14 protein-coding genes and 1 pseudogene are annotated in these 18,555 nt (G+C 41.6%); 8 read left to right on the top strand and 7 right to left on the bottom strand.

What is annotated here, in order from left to right:
- Window positions 1-183 precede the first annotated feature (183 nt).
- The 3 genes and pseudogenes from MTF64_RS00295 to MTF64_RS00285 all read left to right on the top strand — a co-directional run bounded on the left by MTF64_RS00295 (window position 184) and on the right by MTF64_RS00285 (window position 2,358).
- Window positions 184-483: a helix-turn-helix transcriptional regulator gene (locus tag MTF64_RS00295; RefSeq protein WP_004589614.1), complete on the top strand. Its 300-nt coding sequence runs from the start codon at window positions 184-186 to the stop codon at window positions 481-483.
- A pseudogene (locus tag MTF64_RS00290) lies at window positions 473-613 on the top strand (type II toxin-antitoxin system HipA family toxin); the annotation flags it as partial. The gene MTF64_RS00295 and the pseudogene MTF64_RS00290, both read left to right, overlap by 11 nt.
- Window positions 614-1,794: 1,181 nt before the next feature.
- A complete protein-coding gene (locus MTF64_RS00285) occupies window positions 1,795-2,358 on the top strand; it encodes a hypothetical protein (RefSeq protein ID WP_248450065.1) in 564 nt (187 codons plus the stop codon).
- A 349-nt stretch (window positions 2,359-2,707) separates the two neighbouring features.
- On the opposite strand, the gene MTF64_RS00280 is transcribed toward MTF64_RS00285, so the two are convergent.
- Window positions 2,708-4,393 carry a cell surface protein gene (locus tag MTF64_RS00280; protein ID WP_248450064.1) on the bottom strand — a complete coding sequence of 562 codons (1,686 nt, stop codon included), beginning with the start codon at window positions 4,391-4,393 and terminating at the stop codon, window positions 2,708-2,710.
- 180 nt (window positions 4,394-4,573) lie between these two features.
- The gene (gene dgt, locus MTF64_RS00275) at window positions 4,574-6,040 is read right to left on the bottom strand and encodes a dGTPase (RefSeq protein WP_248450063.1); all 1,467 of its coding nucleotides are present in this window, start codon (window positions 6,038-6,040) and stop codon (window positions 4,574-4,576) included.
- Window positions 6,041-6,231: 191 nt separating this feature from the next.
- On the opposite strand from dgt, the gene MTF64_RS00270 reads away from it, so the two are divergent.
- Window positions 6,232-7,455, top strand: a complete 1,224-nt coding sequence (locus MTF64_RS00270; RefSeq protein WP_248450062.1) for an ectonucleotide pyrophosphatase/phosphodiesterase — start codon at window positions 6,232-6,234, stop codon at window positions 7,453-7,455.
- Window positions 7,456-7,591: 136 nt separating this feature from the next.
- Here the strand turns inward: MTF64_RS00270 and MTF64_RS00265 are convergent, their stop codons facing one another.
- Both MTF64_RS00265 and MTF64_RS00260 read right to left on the bottom strand, forming a co-directional pair.
- Complete coding sequence (locus MTF64_RS00265; protein ID WP_004589607.1) at window positions 7,592-8,335, bottom strand: zinc-dependent metalloprotease family protein; 744 nt, start codon at window positions 8,333-8,335, stop codon at window positions 7,592-7,594.
- 60 nt (window positions 8,336-8,395) lie between these two features.
- Window positions 8,396-9,112 (bottom strand): hypothetical protein, encoded by a 717-nt coding sequence (locus MTF64_RS00260; RefSeq protein ID WP_248450061.1) that lies wholly within the window; start codon window positions 9,110-9,112, stop codon window positions 8,396-8,398.
- Between the two features lie 377 nt (window positions 9,113-9,489).
- On the opposite strand from MTF64_RS00260, the gene MTF64_RS00255 reads away from it, so the two are divergent.
- Entirely contained in the window at window positions 9,490-10,647 is a 1,158-nt protein-coding gene (locus MTF64_RS00255; RefSeq protein ID WP_248450060.1) for a benzoate/H(+) symporter BenE family transporter, read from the top strand.
- Window positions 10,648-10,951: 304 nt separating this feature from the next.
- Here the strand turns inward: MTF64_RS00255 and hemH are convergent, their stop codons facing one another.
- Both hemH and MTF64_RS00245 read right to left on the bottom strand, forming a co-directional pair.
- Window positions 10,952-11,971, bottom strand: coding sequence for a ferrochelatase (gene hemH, locus MTF64_RS00250; protein ID WP_004589664.1), 1,020 nt, complete (start codon window positions 11,969-11,971; stop codon window positions 10,952-10,954).
- Between the two features lie 286 nt (window positions 11,972-12,257).
- A complete protein-coding gene (locus MTF64_RS00245) occupies window positions 12,258-13,589 on the bottom strand; it encodes an HD domain-containing phosphohydrolase (RefSeq protein WP_248450059.1) in 1,332 nt (443 codons plus the stop codon).
- A 111-nt stretch (window positions 13,590-13,700) separates the two neighbouring features.
- On the opposite strand from MTF64_RS00245, the gene MTF64_RS00240 reads away from it, so the two are divergent.
- From MTF64_RS00240 to arfA, 3 genes are all read left to right on the top strand, one after another.
- Entirely contained in the window at window positions 13,701-14,678 is a 978-nt protein-coding gene (locus MTF64_RS00240; RefSeq protein ID WP_248450058.1) for an ATP-binding protein, read from the top strand.
- 227 nt (window positions 14,679-14,905) lie between these two features.
- Window positions 14,906-17,446 carry a TonB-dependent receptor gene (locus MTF64_RS00235; RefSeq protein ID WP_054982085.1) on the top strand — a complete coding sequence of 847 codons (2,541 nt, stop codon included), beginning with the start codon at window positions 14,906-14,908 and terminating at the stop codon, window positions 17,444-17,446.
- A gap of 218 nt (window positions 17,447-17,664) precedes the next feature.
- Entirely contained in the window at window positions 17,665-17,865 is a 201-nt protein-coding gene (gene arfA / locus MTF64_RS00230; RefSeq protein ID WP_024032961.1) for an alternative ribosome rescue factor ArfA, read from the top strand.
- 32 nt (window positions 17,866-17,897) lie between these two features.
- Here the strand turns inward: arfA and MTF64_RS00225 are convergent, their stop codons facing one another.
- Window positions 17,898-18,461: a cytochrome b gene (locus tag MTF64_RS00225; protein WP_248450057.1), complete on the bottom strand. Its 564-nt coding sequence runs from the start codon at window positions 18,459-18,461 to the stop codon at window positions 17,898-17,900.
- Between the last annotated feature and the right edge of the window lie 94 nt (window positions 18,462-18,555).

Raw genomic sequence — 18,555 nt, 5'->3', positions numbered from 1 at the left:
TACGGTGTTAATTTATTAAGTTATGAGAAGCTGCGCCTCTAACGTGAGCAAGCTTCGCCCCTAAGGTAAGCTTGAACGCCGCTACCCAAAACTCATTACGTCTCTAATTAAATAATATTGCAATCATAATAAATACCGCTAAACTAATCATTAGTTTATTAATGACCGATTAGGTAGTCATTTATGAGATCTGAACAAGCATTAAAGTTGGCGCGTCGCTTGGGTGATTTAATTCGTCAGCATCGAACTTTACTTTATACCCAGAGCACGTTCGCTAAGATGATTGGTGTATCTCGCTCCACGGTACAAAAGCTTGAACAAGGAGAGGTAGTAAAAAGCGATATATTGTTTGAAGCCCTTGTTGTTCTTCAATTGCAAGGCTCATTGCTGGATGAAATTAACGAGCTAGCCGCAGATGTGGGCGGTTATAATGCAAGACAGCGTAAAAGCAATAAAACTCAGGTGATTAACGATGACTTCTGAAGCTTATGTATTTATTGACGGTTTAGAAGACAGCCCCATAATTTGTGGTTTTTTTAAGTTAAATCCACAAACTGGCCGAGGTGAGTTTAATTATGGTAAAAGTTACCTTGCGCGCTCTGATGCGTTTGCGCCCCTTGGTTGCCAACGCCAACGCCAACGCCAACGCCATCACCAACGCGACATAGGGAACTAAAAATACAGAGCGCGAGCAAGCTTCGCGCCTACATCGAGTGCTAACAGCAAATCTTGGTGTAACCTTGTAGACGCACATTGCTTTCGTTTAAAAGCAGGGCTTTTACGGTGTTAATTTTTTAAGTAATGAGAAGCTGCGTTTCTAACGTGAGCAAGCCCGACGTTTACAAGCGCGATATAAAATCGCGCCTACGCACCACATCCACGTCAGCGTAAAATTTAACTTTGTAGGCGCGCATTGGTTCTGTTCAAAAGTGATTATGTCACCAGTGATAAGTGACCAATTAACCCCCGTATTTTCTCTGTGTAGCGCTAAGCGCCTCTGTGCCCTCGGTGGTGAAAGACAAGTTAAGCCAATTATTCACAAAGAGGTTAAGAGACGCTGCGCTTTTAGAGCTAGAGCATAAGTGATTTAATAAATGATCACATAAGTAAGAATTCGCTCTACAAAACAGTATTTTAATTTAGTGGTAGACGCGCATTGGTTCTGTTCAAAAGTGATTATGTCACCACCGAGAAGAGCAGGAGAAGTGACTTACTTATTCCTGTGTTTTCTTCGTGTAGGCGCGTAGCGCCTCTGTGCCCTTTGTGGTGCAATTAACTAGTAGCAGCGGCTTTATATGCCGCGAAAAATTTCATACCAAACGCGAGGTACGCTCCTGTCATTTTGTGCGAGTAAGTTTCGCGCCTACATGTTAGTGCCTTTCTTTATGTAATCTTTGCATCTTTTAGCAAATTAAAGCTGCTGTGTGCGGTTTTAATTATGCGGTTATTTACTTTGGGTAATTTTATTTAAGTTTTAGTAACAATAAACGCAAACTTTTTGCTTGGGGTGTGGTCATAAAAAGAGCTGCTTTTTACAGCTTGTTACAAATAAATAACGCACTGCCTGGTTGCAAAATGAGCGTGTAGCTATTGCTAGCATTATAATGTGGCGCGCTGAGCTTACCAGTGGTTCATTAAATATTAACATTGATAAAATTGTTCTTTTAATTTGCACTGTCTAGTATTAAAGATTGACAGTACACACCCAAACAAAACATAATATTAACATTGGCTACACTTAAAAAGCATTTCACTTAATTGTATTGCGTAAATTGGTTGAAGGAGGGAAGTATTATGAACAAATTACTCATTGCATGCGCTATCACTGCTGCAACTTTGTACGTGTTTAAAAACGATTTGACCGCCTTGGCTCAAAATAATCTACCCAACTCAATAACTAACACCACGGCTGTGCAGCCTGCTCAACCTCTGGTGGTAGATATACAAGCAATGCAAAGTAGCCACGATGTAACTAATAAAGAAGGCACTGCACTTACCGAGCAAATAGTGATTACTCCCCAAGAAGTGGGTGAATACTCTGAGCTAGAAAGCGCTGCTCAAATTGAAAGTACGCTTGATTTAGCACAGTCAGAGCAAGTGTTTTTAGATAAAGTGCAAAGCAGCTTTGCTGAAAAGTCGCTATTTTTATACAGCTTTGAGTGTAAGCAAAACGATTGTAATGCAGGTATTGTGGCAACCGACGGGCAACCTAAACACGAGGATATAGCTGGCGTGTTAGCGCATTTATCGGCGTCTGAAGAGTTTGCCAATCACTCTGTGCAATTAGCGGGTGTGGCGGTTAATAACGATGGTATTTTACAATACGATTTAAATATTAAAAACATGCCCCCCGAATAATACTAAGTGTAATAATAGTTAATTATTTTGAGCCGTTAAACTTGGCGCTAGCTGAGTTACAAATACAAAAATGCTAAAAGTACAGCAATGTACAACTAGTTAGTTATAACAACTAAACAAGGCATTTTTTGTAGCAATAAAACGTTTTCTCAGTCTTAAATCCATACTTAAAATAGCTCGCTTAATTAAGCGCATTAATACAATTCTATACTTTTAAACGACAAAGCGGCCGTGTGGCCGCTTTTTTGTGCTGGTAATTGAGTAATAGCAATTTTATCTTTAAATAGCAGGTACTTGCTGCGTTAAAAATTATTTGTTTAGAGCAATAATATCAAGCTTATTTGCTCGGCTATTCTTTTGTTTGCATGTTTTTAGCGCGTTCTTCTGCCTCTATTAAGGCTTGTGATTTAGGCGTTTTCTTTTTTTCCTCAATCACGGGCTTTTTATCTGAATTTGGGTCCCAGCTTTCATCTAGCGAAAGGTTTGCAAATGGGTTGCTAGAATCACTTTGCTTGGGCGTACTATCGGCCTCTGGTTGCGCTGGCTTTTCTTGAGCTGGCTGTGGTTCGTGAGCTGTTGATATTGGCGCATCTAACGTGAGTTCGTTATTTGGTTTTGCTGAAACTGTAGATTGTGCAGGCTCTTTACTTGGTTTTAAAGGCGCATCTGGATTGTAGGTGCGAATTTCGGGCTCTTTAAAGTCGTGTTCGCTATTTAACGTGGTTTGATCAAGCTCGCTGTTTTTATCGGCTGTATGCAGATGCGCGCTGGTATTAGGCTCAGTGACAGGGTTACTAGGCGCAGCCGGTTCGTTTATAAGAGTAGACTCTTGTGGTTTTACTTCTTCAACGGGCTCTGCTTTTGGCTGTTCTACCGCGGCGGCTTTGTGTTTACGCGTGCGCTTAACCGAAGGTGCGTCTGGGTTAAACTCTCTTACTTCGGGCTCTGCAAAGCCTTTTGCATTTTGAATACGCGCTAATGTATTTTTTGCGGCAGCTTCAAACTCTGCGGTGTTTGGCTCTGGCGCTACTTTTTTAGGTTCAAGTGCCGGTGCATCTTCTTCTGGTTTAGCTTGTTCTGGCTCAGCCTCTGTGGCTTGCGTATTGGCAGGCAATGGCTCGTTAATTGTCTCGTTTTTTGGTGCATTAGAGCTTGCAGGCTCTGGCTCGCTCGGGGCCGAAACCGTTGGCACAACTGGTTTTGAAAGCTCATCACTTGGGGCTGGAGCCGTTTTGGGTGGTGCTGCTTGCTCTTCGCTTTTGTTGTTTTTAGTCATCGCTTTAGTTGGGGCTGTAGCCGGTGGAGCAACAGGCGGCTCGGGCTTATTTTGTTTAGCGCGGCGTAAACGTATAACCACCATGGCGCCAATTAATACCACAATAAGCAGTAGCAAACTTGGTAGCAATAATGAACTTGGGGGCTCTGCAACTGGCGCAGGTATAAGTGCAGGTGCGGGTTTGGGCGTTGTATTAACCGTTGGCTGCTCTTTTTTAGGCTCTATTTTAGGCGCTGCTTTTGGGGCGGTTTCAGTGGCTACCGGCTGCGCTTGGCTAGTTGTAGGTGTTAACTCGCTGCTATTAGGCGCAAGTTCACCCTTAGGTGTGCTTGGCGCATCCTTTCCTGTATTAATTGGCGCAGTCTCTGGCTCGTTAACTTCTGAGCTTTGCTGGCTTATTTGATTTGTAGGCTGAGAGCTTGTAGTTGCTTTACTTGCGCTTTGTTTTATAGCTTTTTCGGCCGCAGTTATTTGCTCAAGCAGTTGTTGTTCTTGCTCGGGGGTAAGGGCAAGTGGTTGTGGCTCTTGTTCAACAACTGGCGGCTCTACTGGTTTTGGTTTTGTTTGTACTTGCTTGGGTTTATTACAGTTTCTTTTAAAATCGCGTGCGGCGCTGCGGTATTTAGCACTGGCTTTATTATTACTGTACTGCTGCATTTCTTGCTTAATTAAAATACACATGGCTTCGTTATAGGCAGCACTTTGGTTGCTGTAAAATAAAGCAAAGCAAAAAATAAGTTGAGAGAGTCTAATAATCATAAAACACGGCGCTTAAGTATCAATAGTCTGATTTTAAGCGCAAAATTAAAATATATCTAGGCACTAAGGGAGTGTTGACCTTTGTGGATTGAAAATTTGTTCAATCTAAGGGGGTTAAATCGCGGCGTTAGGTTTGTAATCTAGTGAGATAAGTAAAAACCACCCAACAGCACGCCCTCGTTAATCAATCACCATTAGGCTGCGGTACTCGTCGTAGGCAAATTGGTCGGTCATACCACTTATGTAATCTTGAATTAGCCTACAGCGATAGTAAAACTCGTAAGCGGCAAAGTGATCGGGCTCTTCTTGCATGGCATCTATGGCGTGCTGATAACTATTTAAGTGCTTTTTAGAGAGCTTTTTAACCAAACGCGATTCGATTAATAATCGTGAGTCGCCATTTAATGCGCGTTTAAAATCGTCGCTGTTAAGTTGTAGCAGTGGTTTATAACAATCGAGCAGGCCGTTAATTATGCGATAGCCTTGTAGTTCGAGTTTTTCTACCTCTTTGTGAGAAAACACATGCTTAAGCGCCACCTGTTTAAGGGTTTTAGTAACGGCGTGTAAGTGGCTGCTATCTTCTAATAGGGCTTGGTTAAAGTCGCCGTGGTAAATAGGCTCAATGTGCTCTATAAAACGCTTTGCGGCGTGATTTACAAGCGGGTGAAGCAAGGCCACGCGCAGGTAAATAAAAAATTCGCTGTTAAAATTATAAGGCTGTGCATTGGCGCGCTCTAGTGCGTAATCTACCGCTTTATCTACAAAGTTTAGGTGTTCGGTGTCGTCAATGGTTAGGTTTATAAGGGCTTTTTTATATTCACTTTTTAGCTGCTGACAAAGTAGCTCGGTGGTTATTATGTCTTTTTCTACGGCGTCTTCTATGTCGGCTAAGCAATACGAAATATCGTCGGCGGCTTCCATAATGTAACTTGCCGGATGGCGGCAGTATGGCTCTATAACCAGCTCGTTTTGCAATGCCTCTATAAAGGTTTTTTCGCTGTAGTAGTAACCTACTTTTTTCATTAAGTAGTTTTTATTTTGCGGTATGTCTTTTGGGTTTAATCCCGCGGGGCGGGTGTACTTTAAAATGCCCGCGCTTTGGCAATAAGTTAAGTTTAACCCCAGTAGCGAATGAATTATGCGTATGCCTTGGGCGTTGCCTTCAAAATTACAAATATCGTGTGCTAGGTGCTTAAAAATAACCCCTATACCGGTATTTTGCTCTTGGCAGCGCGCTGGGGTAACACTTGCTAAATTATTATTAAACCAGTGATTTATGGCAGCTTCGCCAAAATGTCCAAAGGGTGGGTTGCCTATATCGTGCATTAGGCAGGCCATTTCTACTAGGCTTTCTAGTGGGCGCTCTAGCCCTTTTAAGCCAAATTCGGTTTGTTGCTCAAAGCTTAAATTTGCAAAAATACGCTGTACTATAAAACGGCCAACTTGCTGTACTTCTAGTGAGTGAGTTAAGCGCGAGCGCACCGCTGCGTTTCGCTCTAGCGGGAAAACCTGAGTTTTTTGCTGCAGCCTACGAATAGCTGCACTGTTAATTATACGACCGCGATCGCTTTCCATCGCCATTTGTAAATTTGCAGTCGTGCGATACATGCGCGCTGGGGTTATTTTTTTACTAAAGTCGATAGTCATCGGATTCCTTGCTTAGTGGTGACGACTGGCAAAGTAAATGCGCGTTGTCATTCGTTTTAAATACTTACTTGTTAATATATACATCTAGACGAGTTAGGTACAGGTGCTTGTATCATTTAAGGCCTGGCAATTGTATTATAAAGCTATATTTTTCAGTATTTAACGCATTTTAATGTAGGCGAGTATTTATAATGAAGTATGTATTTTTAAAGGCAATGATGTTGGCTCTTTTAGTGTTAACCAGCCAAGCGGCATATGCGGCAAAAGAGCAAACCGTTGTACTTATATCAATAGATGGCATGCGTTGGGATTATATAGAAAAACACGGTGCGCCTAATTTAAAAGCAATGGCTACTAAAGGTGTACGCGCGCAAAAGCTAATGCCTGTTTACCCAACAAAAACGTTTCCTAATCATATTTCTATTATTACAGGGTTGCTGCCGGTAAATCATGGCATTGTAGATAATAACTTTTGTGATAAAGCCCGTAAAAACGAGTGCTACAGCATGGGTAAAGGCATGCGCGATAGTACGTGGGTAAACGGCATTCCACTTTGGAATTTAGCAAAAATGCAGGGGCTAAAGTCGGCTACTTATTTTTGGCCAGAGTCGGATGCGCGCTTTAACGGTATGACGCCCGACTATTACTTTCATTATTCTAAATACAGTGAGTACCAAGGCCGTGTTGATCAAATAATACAGTGGCTAAGCTTACCTAAAGCGCAGCGCCCACGTTTTGTAGCAAGTTATTTTTCGCTTGTTGATAGCATGGGCCACGAGTTTGGGCCAGACGCACCGCAAACTCGCGATGCAGTAAAACAATTAGATGAACTAATGGGCCAATTACAAACCCGTTTAAGCAAGCTAGAGCAAGAGATTAACCTTGTTATTGTATCCGACCACGGTATGGCGCATGTAAACCCAGAGCAAAGTATTGATGTTTCTACATTGCCTAAAAGCGATAATTTTATAGTTAAAAATACCGGCCCGCGGTTACTTATTTATGCAAAGCCTGCTGTAACAAGCGAGCAAATTACAACTTACAAACAACGTTTGCAACAAGCCGAAAACGGGCGTTATACGGTATTAAACGACGAGCAATTAGCTGGGTATCATTATAATAAGGGCACTCGTGTGGGCGATATTGTTGTGCAAACTAATGCGCCAGCGGTATTTACTAACGAAGGCAAAGCAATGTATTTAGGTACTCATGGCTATGCCTATACCGATGATATGGCGGCTACGTTAATTGCAGTTGGGCCTGCTTTTAAACAAGGGCTAAGCCTTGAAAAGGTAAATAATCTTGATATTTACCCGGTACTTGCCAAAGTAATGGGGCTTAAGCTTTTAAGTAAAGTAGATGGTGACGGTAAAACGTTAATGCCTGCTATTAAACAAAAAATAGTAGTGCATTAATTAGCTGCGCATTTTTAGGCTTTTAGTGATTTAACCTTGAAAGAACAAGAGCCCCTAAGCTAAATAAAAAAGAGCGCAAATGCGCTCTAAAGGGAAATAATTATAAGTGGGCTATATGCAGCCTGCTTTAAATCACTTACTTAAAGTTAGCAATGCTTGTTTTAGTGTCTGTAACCGTACGAATAGCATACGCTTGGTTAGTTACACCAAAAGCTAAGCCATTTACGCTCCAATTAGGGTTAGAGAAGTAATCGTACTGCGTTGCGCTACCGTAAACGTGCGGGTAGGCCATTATGCTGGCAAATTCGTTTTGTACGCCGTGGCCCATACCATCAACATACACGCCGCCCGAGGTATCGCCTTGTTTACGTGAGTGCGCTAGGCCTTGGTTATGACCAAGTTCGTGTACAAACGTAGTTGCGCCACAATCAATAGCAGTAATAGAGTACATACGGTCGCTCATCGAGCTGTATAAATTACCGTTAGTGCCTTGGCCAACCCAAGCTAAACCACACGAGATTAAACCATTACCCGCACTTTGGCCGGTACCAAGTACTGCAACCATGTCGGCTTTCCAGCTAGTGCGTAAACCATCTACGTAGCTGCTGTTAGTTACTGCATCTAACCAATCTTCAGACGGTGTAATTGCGTAATCGCCTAGGTTTTCTGTTCCCGCTAAACGCAGTGTAATGTCTACCCCATTTTGGCTATAAACCTGGTTACTAAAGGCGATCAGCTGGTTTATTTTAGTATTTATGTTACTCGTAGCTGCGGCCGATTGGTCGGTATATAAAATACCAATATCAATCGTTACTGCCTGTGCTGCACTGGTTGCAAATAGCGCGCTGGCAATGGCTGCCGTAGTGATTAGTTTTTTCATTTTTATATTTCCTTACTTATGTAGTGGTTGGAAGTTTTACTGCTGATTGATTTAGTTGGGTTACTGCGTGTTGGGTTGTTCAGTTTTTTTTGGGGCAAACATATCTATGGTTTTATCTGTTTTTGGTGTGGGCGCATCTACGTGATGCTCTATGTGGTTTTGGTATAAGTCGCGTTTTGCTGCAATCCAGCCATATTTACCCTTACTTTCAAAAACGTAATTGCCGCTAGGTGCGGTAAATTGCCCATAAATTGCATCGTTTCCTACGGTCATAACCGTGGTGTGTAGTTGCCCATCGGCACCAATAACTTGGCCAAATATGCTTTTATCGCCATTACTCGCCTCTGATAACGAGGTGATTTCGGCGCTGTAGGTTTCAACGGTTTGCGGGATTGAAATATCAAACGAGTCGCCAGCTTCAAGGGCGTGTAACGTATTTAGGTCGAACTCTATGTAGGCTTCGTTGTTTAAATCGCTTGGTAGTACGTTGGCGTTGGTAAGTACCTCTTTAGCTTTTTCAGATACCTTGTTTATAGCCTCAAACTGGTTGCTTTTCGCTGGTGCCTCAATGGTTTTAGGTTTTACGTTAACGGGATCTTTACTCATATCAATGGGCTGTGGTGCTTTTTTATTTGCTGTAAATTGAGAGTCAACGGGCACTATATCCACTGCAACAGGCGCCGTTACCTGCTGAGGTTTTTCGGTATTAAATAGCAGCTTATAAATAGCAAATGCAGATAGACCAAGGGCAACAATTATTAAAATAGCGCGTTTCATTTGTTTCTCTTACGGGGTTTTTAGTTAACTAATTGTTACGTTTTATATCATCTAGAGAATTAGATCAAGTTAGTGGTGGTAGTATAAAAGTGCTAATTATTTACATTGTAAATAATTGTAAATAAACAATTTACCTATAATGGGTTTGATTTTTTGAGCTAAAAAGGATGGGTTTTTATAGAGTTTTAGCGGGGTGTAAGCGTAAGCGAATAATTGTTTTTGTTTTTAATTTGGCAATGAAAGGTGTGATCTTTATAGGTAAAAAAAATTTTAAAATAATGAATATTTTTCACGCTTAATAGCGTAAACGCTAATTGCAAAGCGTAAATAGGCAACGTATGTTGAGGGCTTAAAAATCTAAAATTAAGAGGGATTTTATGGCGTTTTCCGATCAGCTGCTTAATCGAGCAACCGCAGGGTTGGTGGCTGTTATTATTGGTTTTTCAAGTTCTATTGCGCTTATTTATCAAGTTGTTATAACCCTTGGCGGTACGCCCGATTTAGTCGCAAGCTGGCTTTTAATGCTAGGGCTGGTAATGGGCATAACCACTATTGGGTTGTCGTATTATTATAAAGTGCCCGTTTTAATTGCATGGTCTACCACTGGGGCGGCTTTACTTATTTCCAGCGCGCAGGGCTACCATTTAGGCGAAGCCATTGGTGCATTTATGTTTGCCGCTACATTGGTTTTTGTGTCGGGGGTTACCGGTTGGTTTGAAAAAATAATGAACCGTATACCGAGCGAACTTGCCTGTGCCATGCTGGCAGGCGTATTGGTCACCTTTGGTATAGATGTATTTAATTTTATGAATGAGCTACCACTGGTTATAGGCCTAATGGTGCTTATGTATTTTTTAGGAAAACGATTTTTTGCGCGTTTTGCCATGCTTAGCGTTTTAGTTGCAGGCGTGCTACTGGCGTGGCAAATGGGGCATATTGATACAGGCGCTATTCATTGGAAAATAAGTGAGTTTGCATACATAGCACCGGTGTTTAACTTGCAAGCGTGTATAAGTATTGGCTTACCGCTTTATATAGTGACCATGACCTCACAAAACTTACCGGGTATTGCTGTACTAAAGGCTCATAATTATAAAGCGCCTATTTCGGCTACGCTTAACGTAACTGGTTTTATTAATATTTTAACAGCCCCGTTTGGTACGTACTCTATTAATTTAGCCGCTATTACCGCTGCTATTTGTATGAGTGATGAGGCCGATAAAAGCCCCGATAAACGCTATTGGGCAAGTATTGCCGCAGGCGTATTTTATATTGTTATGGCACTTTGCGCGGCAACGCTTGTTGGTTTAGTGGCAAGTTTACCCCAGGCATTAATTTTAGCCTTAGCGGGTATTGCATTGTTTGGCACCATTGCTAATAGCTTGCAGCAAGCTTTAAGCTCAGCCCAATACACAGAGGCCGCAATAGTTACGTTTTTGGTGACCGCATCTGATTTAACCATGCTCTCGGTGGGCTCTGCGTTTTGGGGAATAATTGCCGGCGTTTGTACGTTGATGATCACACGTAAAAGTTAAAGAAAAACGTTAACGAATACGTTTAGCAGGTAAAAGCGTTGCTTTTAAAACGCCAGCAAGCTGCGCGTCTACAGGGTAATTTACCTCGGTGTTAATTTTGTTGGTAGGCGCGAAGCTTGCTCGCGAAAAATGTTAGTTACTTTTCTAAAAGCGAAGCGCCTCTAAACCTCTTTGTGAATGCGTTGGTTTTTATCTACGAGCTATTGCTCGCGTAAATAGTGGCTATGACATTTAATAAATGCTTACCTTACAATTAAAAAAGCGGTGTTAAAATTTAACACCGCTTTTTTACGTTAAGATGCGTTTAAAGCATTGGTTTTAGCACATCATATAAAGCGTTGATGTGATCGTCTCTGTCGTTTAAGGCTGCAATATAGCGGTACTTTTCGCCGCCTGCGTTTTCAAATATTTCGCGATTTTCTTCTTCAAGCTCTTCGAGTGTTTCTAAGCAGTCGGCGCTAAAAGCAGGGCTTAAAATTGCAACGTCGGTAATGTTTTCATCAGGTAACGATGCAAGCGTGGCGTCGGTGTATGGCTTTAACCATTCGGCTTTACCAAAGCGGCTTTGAAAAGTGCTAATTACTTTATCTTTATCAAGGCCTAGTTTTTCAACCACTAAACGCGTGGTTTGCAAACATAGGCAGTGGTAAGGATCGCCTCTATCTAAAAATAGCTTTGGCATACCGTGATATGAAAAAACTAATTTTTGTGGCATGCCGTTTTTTTCTAAATCTTCACTTATGCTGCTAGCTAATGAATCAATGTAAGCGGTGTTTTTGTGATAACCATTTACAAAGTGTAGCTCTGGCACCCAGCGCCATTTTTGCAATACTCTTGATACGGCATCAAATGTTGAGCCGGTGGTAGGGCTTGAATATTGCGGGTAAAGCGGTAGTACAATTATGCGCGTTAGGCCTTTATCGCGCAGCTCTTCTAGGCCCGCCTCTATTGAAGGGTTACCGTAACGCATGGCCATAACAACTTCGGTATTGGTGTAACCTTGCTCTTGGAGTAGCGCGTTTAGTTTGTCGCGTTGCAGGCGGGTAATATGTGTTAGCGGCGAGCCGTTTTCGGTCCAAATGCTTTCGTATAGTTTTGCTGAGCGCTTAGGGCGAATACGCAAAATTATACCGTGCAGTATTATCATCCACACTAAACGTGGAATTTCTACAATGCGCGGATCGGATAAAAATTCACGTAAGTAGGTACGCAGTGCCGCAGGAGTGGGCGCGTCTGGACTGCCTAAGTTGGTAAGTAAAATGCCCGTTTTTTGATTAAAACGTCCGTCGTGGGGATTGTCAGTGACTGCAGAAAATCGCGACACGCTGTGCTCCTTAAAGCAATGTGATACCAATTCGCAATATTACTTGATCATTCTGCGGGACTAAACGTGTCGCTACCAGCGTTAAAAAACTCTCATTTAGAACAACTAAATAGCGAATTTTTTTGCCTAGCTATCTACACGTTTTTCCACCCTCAAAATAAATTACTTAATTAAGCGGATTGGTATTAAACAGTTTAAAATTTATACCCAGATTAACAGGTACCTGTTTGAATTAGTTTAGCTTATTTACGGTAATTGTAACGAAAAAAGCCACAGTTTAGATCACTCATTTAGCGCTTTTTACCATTATTCTAAATGGGGTCGGTTTTTTGGCTTCTAGTTGCTGTAGTTTTTCGATGGATTTTTTACCAAACACATGGCCTTTAGGTAACAACATAATACCGCTGTGGCTGTGTAACGTATGGCCTAAAACCATATTGGCTTTTAGCTCTTGAGCGCTGCATATAATAATAGAGCCCGCATTATTAAGTTGCTCATTTAATTTGCTATGGCTTGCTTCTAGTGCGCGCACAATCTTAGGGTGGTAAAAAGTGCCGCTGTACATTTTAACGCTTTCGAGCGCATTGCTGTGGCGCTCTTTGTCTGTGGGGCTTTGGCTTTGTTCAAATGCGTTCCAATAATCGCGAGCAACGCTAAGCACCATAGCGCCAATAGGGATGTCGTTTGCTGCTAATCCTTTTGGTAAACCGTTACCGTTAAAGCGCTCATATTGATGATAAATTGCATCAGATACATCATGTAAATGTATAGCAGGCATAAGCATTAATTGTGCTGTGCTTGGGTGTGTATAAAAGGCTTTGCGCTGTTGCTCGCTTAGCCGGCTCACTGGCTTTTTATAGAGCTCTGGGTCCATAGCAAGCAAACCTATTTGCGCTAAGTAACCCGCCATGGGGGCTAAATCTATACTTTTTTGCGAGAGGTTTAAGTACAGTGCTATTTGGGTGCAGGTGTCGGCAATTTTTTGCGCTTTGTTGCCATCTAAGTATGGGTTGGCGTTTATAAAATTATAAAGTAGCTCCACGGTGGCTTTGTGTTCGTGTTTTTCGCGCTCGTTGGCATCTTCTAGCTGTTTAAGTACCTGCTTAATTTGCTTTGTACGCTTTTCTACTCGTTGCTCTAATGAGTTATTTAATTCGAGAAGCTCTTTGTTTTGCTGTTTTACTTGCAGCTCGAGTTGCTTGTTTTGTTTTTTTAGCTGAAATTTTTCGATGCTGTCGTTAATGCTGCGCAAAAGCATATCGTTTTGCCATGGCTTTTGTATGTAGCCGTTAATTTGTGCCAGATTAACCGCTGCTAGGGTGGTTTCTATTTCGGCGTAACCGGTTAATAAAATACGTTGTGTTTCGGGAGCTTTGTTACGGGCTTGCTCTAAAAATTGCGCGCCATTCATGGTGGGCATTTTCATGTCGCTAATAATTAAGCTAAATTCGTGGCTGTTTAAAAGCTCAAGCGCTTGCACTGGGCTTTTGCAGGTCATAAAACTAAAGTTATTATTTTTTAATAAGGAGGTTAGTGAGCGTAGAACAATTTCGTCGTCATCAACACAAAGTACATCTACGGCAGTGATTGAATGTGCAGCGTCTGCTGGTTTGGTCATAGTGCTACCTTTTAAAATAATAAGCATAGCCTAAAAATTGCCCCTAGTTTGCATAATTACGTATGGCAAACTAAACGTTATACATGGATGCGTATTTATGGAGCGAATAGGATGAGCACTTTAACCGACGACTACAAACAAGCCTTTTTAGATGAGCAGCAAAAGCGTATAGCCGCAGAGCAACTGCTTGCCGATAAAAGCCAATTGTTAGTTGTGTTAAATGGTGAACTAACCAAAAACGTTGCTGAGCTGTCTTTGTATCAGCAAATGTTTGTTCAGGCCGACAAAATGGCAAGTGTGGGTGTTTTGTCTTGCAGTATTGCGCATGAAATAAATAACCCGCTTTCGTATGTAATTAGTAATATAGAAAGCTTGCAATATGTTAGCCCTCTTTTATCAAAATCTCTTCATTATAACGAGCAGTTTTTAACCGGCCAATTAAATGCAGGGCAATTTAAAAACGTGTTGGTGGATCTAAAAAAACAATACGAACTAGCATGGAATGGACACGAAATTTACTCTCAGTTGAGCGAAAGCCTAGATGGTTTAAAGCGCATAAAGCAAACCGTGCATAATTTATTAAACCTTAGCCAAGTTACAAGTACCCATAACAAGCAATATTTAGATGTAAGCGAGGTTGCAGGCTCTGCTTTAGGCGTGTTGCAAGGGCAGCTTAAATACTGCGAAATAAAAACTAATTTTGAGCAAGTGCCGCTAATTTGGGGGGAGCTGTCGTCTATTCATCAAATTTTTGTTGAGCTGTTATTAAATGCTCAACAAGCGTGCGAACATGAATTAGAAAAAGGCACCATTATTGAACTAAGCGTAACGCAGCAAAATAAGGGGGTATGTATAAAAGTGAAAGATAACGGTTGTGGAATGGATGAAAATACCCAAGCGCACCTTTTTAAGCCTTTTTTTACTACACATAAAACATCCCACTCATTAGGAATAGGAATGACCGTTGTTAACTTTATTTTGCAAGATCACGGCGGAAAAATAGAAGTTAGCAGTACTTTAGGAACAGGTACTACCATTTGTTGTTGGTTACCCGTAAAAGTACAAGAAAGCGTGATAAACCCATTGTAAATAAAGTGTTAATTTAATTTAGGGTTGAAATTAAAATCCTTAATTGTATGTGTTTTGAACAAGTTTAAGTGTTATTTTTTTGTATTTACATTTTTTTGCATAGTTAGACCTATTATTTAGTTTTTTTCATTTCTTTTTATTTGCATATGTTGCTAGGATGTTCCCCAGTGCGATGCGTTACATCGCAATAACAAATATTAAAGAACACACTAAACAGGGTCGTCACCATGTCAACATACCGTTTAAATACATTAGCTGCCGCTGTTGCGTTTGCCGTAAGCGCACCAAGCATCGTAAGCGCTCAAGAAGCACCTGTTGAGGCTGCACAAAATATCGAACAAATTTCTGTATTAGGGTCGCGCGTTTCTAACCGTACCTCTACTGAGTCTTCGTCACCTATTGATTTAATAGACGCTGATGATTTAAACAAAGGCGGCTTTACAGAACTAGGGCAGAGTCTGCAAGCTACTGCCCCGTCGTTTAACTTTTCTCGTACGCAAGTATCTGATGGCTCTGATTTATTTAGACCAGCAACGCTGCGCGGCTTACAGCCAGATCAAACGTTAGTGTTGGTTAACGGTAAGCGCCGCCATAATCAATCTATTTTTGGCCTTAACGGCACTGTAGGTGCAGGCGCAGCCGGCACCGACATGAACGCCATTCCGCTAACTGCGCTTAAAGGTGTAGAAGTACTACGCGATGGCGCAGCAGCTAAATATGGCTCTGACGCGATAGCTGGCGTAATTAACTTATCGCTTAATAATTCAACTGGCGTAACAACGGGTTACGTACAGTACGGCGGCACCAGTGAAGGCGACGGCGATACGCTTTCTGCAGGTTTAAACCGTGGTTTTGACTTAGGTAACGAAGGCGGCTTTATTAATTTATCGCTTGAGTATCGTGATGCCGATGGCACTAACCGTGCAGAGCGCGATACCGGTGGGTCGTTAAATGTTGAGCCAGGCACGCTGAGTGAAGATGTACGTTGGGGCCAAGGTAACTCAGAAAGTGAATTTACCTCGTTGTTTTACAACATGGCTTTGCCAATGGGCGACAGCGAATTGTACTCATTTGGTGGCTATTCTGAGCGTACCGCGCTGGGTAATGGTTTTTACCGTAACTTTAACGAAGCGTCTAAAAATGTAACGCAAGTATACAGCGATGGTTTTTTACCCCGCATTTATAACGAAGCTGAAGATATTTCAGTAGCGGTTGGTTTTAGAGGCGATATAAACCCAGATTGGGGATACGATGTATCGGCAGTGTATGGTGAAAACCAATACGACTTTACCTCACGTAATACTATAAATGCCTCTTATGCGGCGGAGTACGTATTTAATAACCCAGATGCAAGCGATGCCGATATAGCAGCAAATGCAGGCCCAAGCGGCGGTTACTCTGGTGGTTTTAGATTTGATCAAACAACAGTTAATGCTGATTTTAACGGCATCGTTGATATTGGCCGCAATGAGCCTTTATATGTAACTATTGGTGCTGAATACCGTAAAGAAAACTACGAAATAGTACCTGGCGATGAAGCCTCTTACGCATGTGGTTTAGCAAATACCGATGCTTCGTACCCTTCAGTAAACGATCCTGATCAATTTGCTGAGTGTGGTTTTCAGGCTTATAACGGTTTGCGCCCAGAGGCAACAAACAAGAGCGATCGCCACAGCTACGCGTTTTATGTAGATGTAGAAACCATGGTCACTGATGCATGGAACGTAAGTGGTGCACTGCGCTATGAAGACTTTTCAGATGCGGGCGATGATTTAATTGGTAAATTAGCAACACGTTATGAATTTAACGATGACTTTGCAGTACGTGGTGCGGTTTCTACTGGTTTTAGAGCGCCATCGCTTCAGCAAAGTGGTTATACCGCATTTACAACTAACCTAGGCTCAGATGGCACACTTACGCAGTCGTTCACTGCAAATACGGGTACTGCTTTTCCAAGTGCGTTAGGTGTAGATAGCCTAGAGCTTGAAACCTCAACTAACTACAGTGCTGGTTTTGTTTACGATGTAACAAGTGAGCTTTCGTTAACGGTTGATTTTTACCGTGTAGAAATTAAAGACCGTATTACGCTTGGTAGTTTACTTTCTGCAGAGGACGTTGCCTTTAGCGATGAAGCCGTAGCCGCGCTTCAAGCAACCGGCGCAGTGCAAGCTAATTACTTTTCAAACTCTGTAGATTCAACTACACAAGGTGTTGATATTATTGCCTCTTACCGTACTGATGTAGAGGGCGGTAATTTTGGAGTAACCTTTGCGGGTAACTTAAACGACACTAAAATTGATAACGTGAACGCAGAAGAAGGTATTCCTGAGTCGGTGGCGTTTGATGATTTACAACGTAGCTTTTTTACCGACGGCCAGCCAGGTGAGCGTGCAACTTTAACGTTTGACTATGAGCGTGATGCGTATGAAACAACGCTTCGCTTTAATTACTTTGGTGAAACAGACGTTAAATACTTTGGTAATGACCACATCCCTTTACCAGGTGAGCTTTCGCCTACGGGGTCGTTTAAGCCAACTAGTACAGTTGAATCAGCAGTACTAGTGGATTTAAATGTTAGCTACCAAATTAACGAAATATTTAACGTATCGGTAGGGGCTGATAATATTTTTGATGAAACCCCAGATGAACTAGGTGATGACGAAGTGCTTAACTTTATTACCAACGGCGCGTTTAAATACCCTGTACGTGCATTGCCTTACGGCTTTGACGGGCGAACTTATTATGCAAAAGTAAGCTTTGAATTTTAATTAATTGAGCTAAACCTATTTAACCTGAATTCTGGTTAAGAGATATACCAACATATTTTATTATCCAGTGTTCAGGTTACTAAGCGCAGTTATTTACTGCGCTTTTTTTATGTTTATTTATTATGAAAAAGAGCGTTAAAACACTTGCAAGGTTGAAAATTAGGCATACAATCGCCACTTCTTAAGGTTCTTATTGTTATAAATAGTTAGGAAATAAAATGGCTAAAAAATCGAAAACCAAAGCCGCAAATAATAGTGCGGTAGACACCGGCCGAGGTGTTATTAATCATAATGCGCTGGCGGCGCTAGTAACCTCTAAAGTGTTTAAACCTCAAGTGGTTAAAGCTAAAAAAGGGAAAGGCTCGTTTAAGCGCAATAACAAACACGTAGGACGAGAGTCTTATTTAATCGCGGCTTAAATAGCACCGATCAAATAAGACTTTTAAATTGCCTACTTTTTGCCAAGCATACGCGTAAGGGTGTTGTCTTTATCAATAATATGGTGCTTTAAAGCGCCCACAATATGTAAACCTAACGCGATAAGAAGGGCATTTGCTGTAATACCGTGAACGGTTTTTCCTATCTCAGCTAAGCCTTGGTTAAAAGCGAGGCTTTTTTGTGGGTTTTCTGGGTTGGGGTTGTGCGGTATAAGCTCTAGCCCGAACACCTCTACGCCATGCCCACCAAAGCCCGACATAATCAGCCCCGAAATAGGCATAAGTAACATGCTTATCATAAGAACGTAATGCACAATTTTAGCTAACACTTGCTCATAATTTGGGTGTTTAACATCGTGCTTTGGCCAGCCATTTACAATGCGCCATGTTACTCTTAATAACGCAAAAGCAAGCAGCATTACGCCAAATGATTTGTGCCAACTCATTAGAAAAAACGCTTTAAAGTTTTCCATATATAGGCCTGAGCCTAATAACCCAATAATTAAAATAGCTACAATCCAATGCAGGCTTATGGTGGTTTTGCTTAACGTACTTGTTGTATCTTTTGTAAGTTTCATTGTGGTTATTCCTAACTTAAAAAGTGGCGCTTAGTTGCGTGTACAATTGAATAATCTTCATTAATGCAGCTAGCTTAAACTATAGAGGGTTAAA

It is taken from the genome of Pseudoalteromonas sp. 2CM41L, assembly GCF_023161905.1.
In the GTDB taxonomy this organism is placed as follows: domain Bacteria; phylum Pseudomonadota; class Gammaproteobacteria; order Enterobacterales; family Alteromonadaceae; genus Pseudoalteromonas; species Pseudoalteromonas atlantica.
This window is presented reverse-complemented; position numbering and strand designations above follow the sequence as displayed.

Excerpts from the sequence above, each read along its gene's own strand:
- MTF64_RS00295 (WP_004589614.1), top strand. The coding sequence starts at position 184 with ATGAGATCTGAACAAGCATTAAAGTTGGCGCGTCGCTTGGGTGATTTA.
- MTF64_RS00285 (WP_248450065.1), top strand. The coding sequence starts at position 1,795 with ATGAACAAATTACTCATTGCATGCGCTATCACTGCTGCAACTTTGTAC.
- MTF64_RS00280 (WP_248450064.1), bottom strand. The coding sequence starts at position 4,393 with ATGATTATTAGACTCTCTCAACTTATTTTTTGCTTTGCTTTATTTTAC.
- dgt (WP_248450063.1), bottom strand. The coding sequence starts at position 6,040 with ATGACTATCGACTTTAGTAAAAAAATAACCCCAGCGCGCATGTATCGC.
- MTF64_RS00270 (WP_248450062.1), top strand. The coding sequence starts at position 6,232 with ATGAAGTATGTATTTTTAAAGGCAATGATGTTGGCTCTTTTAGTGTTA.
- MTF64_RS00265 (WP_004589607.1), bottom strand. The coding sequence starts at position 8,335 with ATGAAAAAACTAATCACTACGGCAGCCATTGCCAGCGCGCTATTTGCA.
- MTF64_RS00260 (WP_248450061.1), bottom strand. The coding sequence starts at position 9,112 with ATGAAACGCGCTATTTTAATAATTGTTGCCCTTGGTCTATCTGCATTT.
- MTF64_RS00255 (WP_248450060.1), top strand. The coding sequence starts at position 9,490 with ATGGCGTTTTCCGATCAGCTGCTTAATCGAGCAACCGCAGGGTTGGTG.
- MTF64_RS00245 (WP_248450059.1), bottom strand. The coding sequence starts at position 13,589 with ATGACCAAACCAGCAGACGCTGCACATTCAATCACTGCCGTAGATGTA.
- MTF64_RS00240 (WP_248450058.1), top strand. The coding sequence starts at position 13,701 with ATGAGCACTTTAACCGACGACTACAAACAAGCCTTTTTAGATGAGCAG.
- MTF64_RS00235 (WP_054982085.1), top strand. The coding sequence starts at position 14,906 with ATGTCAACATACCGTTTAAATACATTAGCTGCCGCTGTTGCGTTTGCC.
- arfA (WP_024032961.1), top strand. The coding sequence starts at position 17,665 with ATGGCTAAAAAATCGAAAACCAAAGCCGCAAATAATAGTGCGGTAGAC.
- MTF64_RS00225 (WP_248450057.1), bottom strand. The coding sequence starts at position 18,461 with ATGAAACTTACAAAAGATACAACAAGTACGTTAAGCAAAACCACCATA.